This is a genomic window from Paenibacillus sp. FSL L8-0641, from assembly GCF_038006265.1.
In the GTDB taxonomy this organism is placed as follows: Bacteria; Bacillota; Bacilli; order Paenibacillales; family Paenibacillaceae; genus Paenibacillus; species Paenibacillus polymyxa_D.
Map to the genome: position 1 here is coordinate 19139 of NZ_JBBOUW010000002.1, position 7024 is coordinate 26162.

A 7024-nucleotide genomic window follows, 5' to 3' on the forward strand; every position below is an offset into this window, starting at 1 on the left:
TATTCTCTCCTTTACTTCAAAAGTAAGGTTAGTATAAACTGAACACAAATAAAAACGTAGTACGCACTATTTTGATAGGTACTACCCGAAAGGATATTGTAACCATGAGTATGGCTGAATTTAAAGGTAAAGTTAAAAATATTCAAGATACACCTTTTGGTTATACAGTTTCATTGATTGGTGGTAAATGGAAAATGGTTATTATTTATCTCCTAGCCGAAAACCGGACCGTTCGCTTTAATGATCTGAAAAGACAGATAGGGGCTATTACTTATAAAACATTGAGTTCACAACTAAAAGAATTGGAAGCGGATGGTCTGGTAAATCGAAAAGAATATCCTCAAATTCCTCCTAAAGTCGAGTACAGTCTCACAGATAAAGCAGAAACGCTATTACCTGTTTTGGAAGGGTTATGTGAGTGGGGAACAAAAAATCAAAATAGTTAAATCCAGTTTTCTACTAAAAAGCCTATATGCGAAAAGTATGCTGAAGATGCCGCATTCCTTATTCTCCAACGGAAGAGACAGCATACAGCCGTTCTGCAAATACTATTATCTTAATTATCGCTTCAAGCCAGATTTATCTCCCGAATCACTTCAAGCGGAACCTTCGGTTTTCGGTCTTCCGTCAACAACCCGTTGACTTCCTGCTGTACATCGGTCACCTGTGTATAGCAATAGCCCGAGAGATAGGGGGTCGCTTTAATTGCTCCGGTGATTGCACGGAAACGTTCGATAGAAGCTTCGACTGAATAAAGGAAATGCTGTTGTTTACGATGCTTTCCTTTTCCTGATATCGCCCCAAAAACTCTTCGCCCGTTTCCACATAATCATGAAGAGTTAAAAATATCCGAGACCCTATGCTCCCATCCGTCATTGGTAACCACCGGACGATACGGATCAATAGTCTTCGTCAGATGATAAATGGTTTGCGTGAACTACTGCTGCCTTACATCATGTTCAATGGTCGATATGCCACACGATTCATTGAACGGGCCCAAGTTATGATACTTGGATGATTGTACTGCTGCGGTACGATTTCCAGCCATTCCTTCGTAAAGCGGCTAACCGCCTGATCATTGAACTCAAAGGTCGACGCCATTTCCGACCAGACGAGCATGCCTTTCACATCACACCAATATAAAAAGCGTCAATAATATTGTATTAAATTATTAATTTTGTATTAAAATATTAATTTTGTATTAAATACCGATCATGTTCGATTTCTCTGGTTCAAGAACCCATAGGAAAGACAGCGATTATTGAGCCGAACCTTGTACACAAAAACAACATGTTATTCCCTTGCTTAATACAATAAAAAGCCACTGATCTTCGGATTAAGATCAGCGGCTGATGCTCTTTTTATTTTAAACTTTCTTTAATACCCATACTCCATACGGTTCCAATGGTACGGTACCCGTAAGCTTGCTACCGGAAAGGAGATCTTCCGTCTCCACACTCAGTTTAACCTGAGCCGTTTCTCCGCTGTAATTCAATAGAAATACCAGCTCTTCTTGTACATCCGCACGAATAGCAACTTCTACCGTCGAAGGAGCTTGGCACCACCCCGCAAGCGGAGATGCCACCGGCAGCTGTCTTAGAAGCTCAGCCGCTATCGGTAAGTCAAAAGCTGCGCCCCAATAGTAGACCAGTCCCTCGCCAACACGATTGACGGTCAAGGCCGGTTTTCCTTCATAGTAGCTTGATGCGTACTCTGCAAGTACTTCTACCGTATCAGCATGAACATTCAAAATGTCGTTGAAGTCTGGAGCCCAAAAATCAAGGGCTTGTTCCTTAAACCGCACCGATACAGGTGATGCCGTCCCATTTACCATCGTAAAGTCCTCTACATGAACGCCACTCATTTCGGCTGCAGGCCCTGGGAGTAGCTGCATACGGCAGTGACCAAACTCGTTCTTATAACCGGTGCGGCAACCGAAGATCAGGATGCCCCCATCCTCTACATACTTCTGCAACATAGCTGCTGTACTGTCTCTTAGGATCGCCGGATGCGTGTATACCAACACCTTGTAATTTCCCAGTTCCCGCAGCTGCTCTGATTCCATACCCGGACGGATTGTAACCATATCCGAAGGTATATGTCCATACTGCAGTGCCTTGTACCAGCCGAGCTCACTTTGCTTTGTCAAGGGACCATACCATTTATCCAACTCGCCATCCCACTCGTTATCATAATCGCGAAGTAGAGCAACTTCTGCCACGTAGCGTTTGCCAAGAATCCGTCCTCCAACCTTTTGCAGCTCCTTTCCGACGCGGCCTGCTTCTGCGACCCGACGATTCGGCTGATTGTGATAATCATTAATTCCATGCCAGTACATTTCTGTACCAAACGTTGCCGTTCTCCAGCGGAAATACAAAATCATGTCTGCCCCGTGAGCAATGCTTTGGTAGGTCCACAATCGCATCTGCCCCGGACGCGGGGATGGCATCTCCATCCTGTTCACCCATCCTCCCGGACCGGATTGCTGCTCCATCACGCAGAAATTTGGTGACATCCCTCTGACGTTACTTAAAGAAAGCCCCCACTTGCGATCCAGCAATGGCTTCTCCCCTTGGTCCGGATAAATGGTACTGAATTGAGGGTAAGAATCGTACGAGAAAAAATCAAGTAGTTGATCCGTCATCCTATGGCTATCCAAATGCCCGAACACACCGTTGGTTGTCACCCACTGATTAGGCGCCACTGACCGAAGTATGTCCACTTGTAGCTTGGCAAACGAAATGGTGTTATCGGATATAAATCGTTTCTCGTCCAAAGCCTGATGAGGATTTGTTGACCCGGATACGGTTGGACGAGTTAGATGAACCTGCTTCCAGCTGTCATAAGTTTGATTCCAGAATACAGCACCCCAGGCCTTGTTGAGCTGCTCCAATGTACCGTATTTTGCCTCTAGCCAGCGCCGGAAAGCCTGATGATCTGCCTCGGCATAGAAGACGTTTATCTCGCAGTTCAGCTCATTATCAATTTGCCACCCAATGATGGCCGGATGATCTTTGTAATGTTGTGCCATCGCTCTTGTAATACGTGCGCAAAGCTCTAAATAAATGGGACTACTGTAGTTATAATGCCGACGCTGACCATGTTGGAACGTGACCCCCTCCATGGATACGTTCAGCACCTCGGGATACTTATAAGTAAGCCATGCTGGTGGCGTAGCTGTTGGTGTGCCCATGATCACTTGAATCCCGTTCGCGTCTGCCTGCTCCAAGAAACGGTCAAACAGCGTGAATTCGAACTTTCCTTCCTCCGGCTCGAAGATCGACCAAGCAAATTCTCCAATCCGAATGATGCTGAAGCCCAGTTCCTTCATTCTTATGAGATCGTCCGACCACAACGATTCGTCCCAGTGTTCAGGATAATAACAAGCTCCCAAATGAAAGCGATCTAAAGATAAGGATTTCGGCATGCTCCAATTCTCCTTCAGTAGAAGTGATAGTACAAAAATGTGATTCTCTTATAATTGTATCTATTGTAATATAGGAATAAAAGGATTAGAATAACTCGATTTTGCTAAATGAATTACTTTTTTGCTAACTTACTCAAGGAGATGGATACATGATTAAAATAGATTGTTATCTTCCTTCACCCATTCTAAATAAAGGTATACTGTTTCCCGAATCGTTAGGGCATTACAAGAATTTCCCCAATCATGGGGAGCGAAGGAATGCAGGATTACTGATAGAATACAATTTACATATCATTTTTGCAGGCAAAGGCGCTATTGTGCATGATGGGAAGGAAATCGAGCTTACTCCTGGCATGGGCTTTCTTTTCGGCAAGCATACGACACAGCAATATCGAACTAAACCCGAGGATCCCTGGGATGTCCGATGGATTCATTTTGACGGGCAAGATGTAGATTCGCTATTACAAGGCCGAAGCATGCACGAACCGTATCTGTTCTCGCTCCACCGGCCAGAACGTTTAAAACCGCTGATGGAAGAAATGTTGCAACTTGCCCAAGCTTACCGTCACGACTATGATGTACGGATCTCTTCCCTGCTTTATGAAATTCTTCTGGAGATCGTCCACCATTCCAACCAAATTTTCGGGACCTCTCCCGGCGGCACCGTCCATGAGAGGATTCGTCATACGGCGGAATATATTCGTATGCAATGTCAGAACATGCTCGATTTGAAGACAATGGCTGCGACGTCAGGTTATAGCTCCTTTCATTTTAGCCGGCTCTTCCATCAGATCATGGGCAGTACCCCAGCTCAATATTTACTCCAATGCCGAATAACGCTGGCTAAACAGCTCCTTGTATCCACGGCACTCACTGTAAAGCAGATTGCACTGGAATCTGGTTTTCATCAAAGCAGCTATTTTATCAAGAGGTTTCGGGAGCAAACAGGTATCACACCGGAGCAGTTTCGTCAGCTAAGAAGGATGGGTTAGTCAATGCAAGAACTCCTTTAATAGCTAGGCAGGTGTGTAGGCAGCGTACAAATCGAAAACACAAATTTTGTAGTTGAATAAAGAATAAGCGGCCGCTTAGGACGTTTGATTAACATGTCCTACGCTACCGCTTCTGTTAATGTATTTTTTATTTCGCTTATATTATGGGATTATATTGTCTGTTTGGATATCGCTCCGAAATATTCTACAACTACCTCACGGAATTCCAGAGCAGCCCGCGAAATATACCGACTTCTGTGCCATAATAAAGCGATCTCCCGTACCAATTCGTGATTTTCTACTTGGAGATATTTAAGATGTTCCCGTGAATTCCTTGCCGTGCTTGGTATGAAGGCTATGCCAATTTCAGCTTCCACAAGCGTACTAAGCCTTGCAGGTTCATCCCCCTCATACACATATTTAGGTACGAAACCTTCCGATTTGCATACAGAGTCCACTAAATCGCGAGTACCGTAGCCTCTCTTTACACCGACAAACCATTCATCCCTTAGATCTTTCAACGTTACACTGCTTCGATCTGCCAACCGATGCCCCTTTGGAACAGCTACAAGGATTGGGTCGATAAACACGATTTGGCATTCGATGTCATCTCCCTCTATTGGAGGTGAGGACAAGCAAAAATCGACCTCGCCTCTATGAAGAAGCGTTACCATTTCCTGCGTAGTCAGCATTTGCACATGAAATTGAATATAGGGTCGCTTTTTCCGAAACTCTCGCAGGATATTGGGTAATGTGCTAGCGGTGGTCACCGCCAATTCGAGAGTGCCATGTTCCGGGCTGGATAAATCACTAAGCTCCTGCTTCCCCTGCTCCAATTCAAATAAAGCCCTCTCTGCACGGTGAAGGAATCTGCTTCCGAACTCATTCAATCGCAGTTTCCTCCCTGTTCGATCGAATAGAGGAACCCCCAGATCTTCCTCCAGACGCTGAATCGTTTTGCTCAGCGACGATTGAGTAACGTGCAGACTTCGTGCAGCTTCGGTCACATGTTCCAAACGAGCTACCGTCAGAAAATATTGCAGTTGAAGAAGTTCCATTATGCCCTCCATTCATTCCCTCAAGTCAATGAGATTATAACATCAAATGCGTTGGAATAAATAATCGATTACAAGTACGATGACATTAATTCGCTATGGGGGGACCAGAAATGAGCGTTCGCAGCTGGTGGTTAATGATTTCAGTTGGTCTAGGGATACTATTGAACCCATTAAATTCTTCGATGGTTTCAGTTGCTATTCCAAGTCTACAAAATGTGTTCCATCTTGACTTTACAGGTGTTTCCTGGATTATTTTTTCTTTCTACATTGCAAGTAGCATCGCTCAACCTGTCATGGGTAAGGCCAGCGATTTATTTGGTCGTAGGAAGATATTCCTTACCGGGCTTGTTGTAGCCTTCATTGCATCATTATTAGCTCCATTATCACTAAATTTCGGGTGGCTCATCATGTTCCGCATTGTGCAATCCATCGGAACAAGCATGATGGTTGGAGTTGGAATGGCTATTGTTCGAATTCATATTACAGAGAAACAAGCAACTGCGTTGTCTGTTTTGTCCATATTCCTATCTGGAGCAGCAGCAATTGGCCCCTTTATTGGCGGGGTGTTGATTCATTGGTGGAATTGGCCTGCTATCTTTTTCATCAATATTCCGTTTGTGGTGGCCAGCTTTGTATTGGCTTGGAGGAATATTCCTAAGGACGAACTGCCAACATCCGTAGCACGCAACATGTCTTTTCGTAAATGGTTTGATTTGATTGATGCAACAGGGATTCTGCTCTTCACATTGGGTCTGGTTGCCCTGCTCGTTGGGTTACTCTCGGCAAAATCATCTGGGCATATCTCATTAGGAAATGTCATTGTCGGGCTGATAGGCTTCGTTGCGCTGGGGGCATTCGTACGACATGAGTTAAAAGCGACATCACCCTTCATTCCTTTACGCACATTCGCCAGTTACCCTGCGATGATTTGGATTAATGTCGAATTCATGCTCGTTAACGTACTATATTACTCGCTCTTTTTCGGGCTTCCGTCCTACTTGCAAATGGTACGTCATGTCAGCGAATTCCAAACAGGCATTCTCATGCTAAGCTTAGGCTTGTGCTCGCTAATTACTTCTCCCATTGCAGGACAATGGATCGATAAATCAGGACCCAGACCGGCATTGCTGGTGTCCGCAATTCTGATGACATTGGGGTCAGTGTGGCTGGTGACATTGAATCCAAATTCACCGGTTATCAGCGTGTGTTTGGCTTTAGCTGCATTCGGTATTAGCAACGGTTTGAACAATGTAGGTATGCAAGCAGCCCTGTTTCAAAGTTCTCCAAAAGAAATAATCGGTGTAGCATCCGGATTATTTAGCACATCAAGATATCTGGGAACTATTATCTCTTCATTATTGATAGGTATCGTAATGGGAGGTACATTTAGCTTCAAGGGATTTCAAATGCTTGGGATTATCCTCACGGTAATTGCATTGTCTTTGGTATTCATAAGTCGGCGGCACCAGAAGTCAGCGCAATTGCATGAGTCATAGGTTCACCAAGTTCATAATTCAAACCACAAAAGCCGTAAATCTCCTGGGTTA

5 protein-coding genes and 1 pseudogene are annotated in these 7024 nt (G+C 44.5%); 3 read left to right on the plus strand and 3 right to left on the minus strand.

Annotated features, from left to right (window positions below):
• The first annotated feature begins 104 nt into the window (after window positions 1-104).
• Window positions 105-446: a winged helix-turn-helix transcriptional regulator gene (locus MKY16_RS25220; RefSeq protein ID WP_029518466.1), complete on the plus strand. Its 342-nt coding sequence runs from the start codon at window positions 105-107 to the stop codon at window positions 444-446.
• Window positions 447-568: 122 nt separating this feature from the next.
• Here the strand turns inward: MKY16_RS25220 and MKY16_RS25225 are convergent.
• Together MKY16_RS25225 and MKY16_RS25230 are read right to left on the minus strand one after the other, a co-directional pair.
• A pseudogene (locus MKY16_RS25225) lies at window positions 569-1149 on the minus strand (glycoside hydrolase family 2 TIM barrel-domain containing protein); the annotation flags it as partial.
• Window positions 1150-1366: 217 nt separating this feature from the next.
• Entirely contained in the window at window positions 1367-3427 is a 2061-nt protein-coding gene (locus MKY16_RS25230) for a beta-galactosidase (protein ID WP_340957674.1), read from the minus strand.
• Window positions 3428-3576: 149 nt separating this feature from the next.
• On the opposite strand from MKY16_RS25230, the gene MKY16_RS25235 reads away from it, so the two are divergent.
• Window positions 3577-4419 carry a helix-turn-helix transcriptional regulator gene (locus tag MKY16_RS25235; protein ID WP_209950340.1) on the plus strand — a complete coding sequence of 281 codons (843 nt, stop codon included), beginning with the start codon at window positions 3577-3579 and terminating at the stop codon, window positions 4417-4419.
• A 170-nt stretch (window positions 4420-4589) separates the two neighbouring features.
• Here MKY16_RS25235 and MKY16_RS25240 read toward each other — a convergent pair whose 3' ends face one another.
• Window positions 4590-5477, minus strand: coding sequence for a LysR family transcriptional regulator (locus MKY16_RS25240; protein WP_029518469.1), 888 nt, complete (start codon window positions 5475-5477; stop codon window positions 4590-4592).
• 110 nt (window positions 5478-5587) lie between these two features.
• On the opposite strand from MKY16_RS25240, the gene MKY16_RS25245 reads away from it, so the two are divergent.
• Window positions 5588-6973: an MFS transporter gene (locus MKY16_RS25245; RefSeq protein ID WP_029518470.1), complete on the plus strand. Its 1386-nt coding sequence runs from the start codon at window positions 5588-5590 to the stop codon at window positions 6971-6973.
• Window positions 6974-7024: the final 51 nt, after the last annotated feature.

Bases quoted from the DNA above. Each gene is read 5' to 3' on its own strand.
- MKY16_RS25220 (WP_029518466.1), top strand. From the start codon at position 105: ATGAGTATGGCTGAATTTAAAGGTAAAGTTAAAAATATTCAAGATACA.
- MKY16_RS25235 (WP_209950340.1), top strand. From the start codon at position 3,577: ATGATTAAAATAGATTGTTATCTTCCTTCACCCATTCTAAATAAAGGT.
- MKY16_RS25230 (WP_340957674.1), bottom strand. From the start codon at position 3,427: ATGCCGAAATCCTTATCTTTAGATCGCTTTCATTTGGGAGCTTGTTAT.
- MKY16_RS25240 (WP_029518469.1), bottom strand. From the start codon at position 5,477: ATGGAACTTCTTCAACTGCAATATTTTCTGACGGTAGCTCGTTTGGAA.
- MKY16_RS25245 (WP_029518470.1), top strand. From the start codon at position 5,588: ATGAGCGTTCGCAGCTGGTGGTTAATGATTTCAGTTGGTCTAGGGATA.